The sequence below is a fragment of the Streptomyces torulosus genome (assembly GCF_001419765.1).
GTDB classification, from domain to species: domain Bacteria; phylum Actinomycetota; class Actinomycetes; order Streptomycetales; family Streptomycetaceae; genus Streptomyces; species Streptomyces torulosus.
Map to the genome: position 1 here is coordinate 155 of NZ_LIRK01001023.1, position 1,507 is coordinate 1,661.

1 protein-coding gene is annotated in these 1,507 nt (G+C 77.8%); it reads left to right on the forward strand.

What is annotated here, in order from left to right; all coding sequences use genetic code 11:
* On the forward strand, positions 1-1,507 hold a 1,507-nt coding region (locus tag AOK23_RS43730; RefSeq protein ID WP_240496863.1), incomplete at both ends, for a beta-ketoacyl synthase N-terminal-like domain-containing protein.

The following is a 1,507-nucleotide window of genomic DNA, read 5'->3' on the forward strand; positions in this document are numbered from 1 at the left end:
GTGACCTCGCCCGCCACCCGGCCGCCCTCACCGGCAACCTGCCCAACCTGATCGCCGCCCGGGTCTCCCAGGTGCTGGACCTGACCGGCCCGGCGCTCGCCGTCGACACCGCGTGCTCGTCCGCGCTGGTCGCACTGCACCTGGCCCGGCGGAGCCTCGCCGCCGGGGAGTGCGACCTCGCCGTGGTCGGCGGGGTCAACCTGGGCCTGACGGGCACCGGGCACCGGCTGCTCGAAGCGACGGGCGCGCTGTCGCCGACCGGGCGGTGCCGGGCGTTCGACGCCGACGCCGACGGGTTCGTGCCCGGGGAGGGCGGCGCGGTCCTCGTACTCGCTCGCCTGGACGAGGCCCGCGCCGCCGACGACCCGGTCCTCGCCCTCGTACGCGGGACGGCGGTGAACAACGACGGCCGCTCGCTCGGGCTGCTCGCGCCCACGCCGCGCGGGCAACGCGAGGTCATCGCGCGGGCGTACGAGGAGTGCGGGGTCGATCCGGCCGCCGTGTCGTACGTCGAGGCGCACGGCACGGGTACGCCGATCGGGGACCCGGTGGAGGCGCGTTCCCTCGGCCAGGCGTTCCCGCCGCGTCCCGACGGGCTTCCGCGACGGCTGGGCTCGGTCAAGGCGAACCTCGGGCACCTTCTCAACGCGGCCGGGATGCCCGCCCTCGTCAAGGTCGTCCTCGCGCTCACCCACCGCCGGCTCCCGCCCGTGCCGCACGCCGCCAGGCCCGCCCCGTTCCTCGCGGACACAGCCCCCGGCTTCCGCCTCGTGACGGAGCCGGAGCCCTGGACCACCCCGGACGGCAGCCCCCTCACCGCGGGGGTCAACGCGTTCGGCTTCGGCGGCACGAACGCCCACGCGATCCTGGAGGAGGCGCCGGACGCCACGGGTCGCCGTGACTGCGGAGAGGCCGGCCGGCCCGGGCGTGACCGCCCCGTCGGGGCCGCGGCCGACGCCTCCGGGCCGTGTCTGCTCACCCTCTCGGCGCGGACCCCCGGCGCCCTGCGGGCGGCCGTCGCCGAGCTCGCCGCGCACCTCCGGGCGCGTCCCGACCTTCCCGAGGCGGACGTGTGCGCCGCCGTCGGCACCGCGCGCGACGACGCCCCGTACCGTCTCGCGGTCGTGGCCGACGGCGACCTCGTCCGGCGGCTGGAGGCGGCCGCCCACGCCGGGGACGCGGTACCCACCCGCGCCCGGCCCCGTACCGTCTTCGTCCTCCCCGGCCAGGGAGCCCAACGCCCCGCCGTGGCCCGCGCGTTGTACCGGTCCGCCCCCGCCTTCCGGGACACCTTGGACGAGGCGTCCGCGCTCGTGGGCCCCGTCCTGGGCCGTTCCCTGACCGCGTGGTGCCTGGACGAGCACGTCACTGTGGAGGCGCTGACTCGGACGGAGGTGGCGCAGCCCCTCCTCGTCGCGTTCGGCGTGGCCCTCTCCGCGCAGCTCGGCGCGTGGGGGGTGCGTCCCGACGCGGTCGTCGGGCACAGCGTCGGCGAGATCACCGCCGC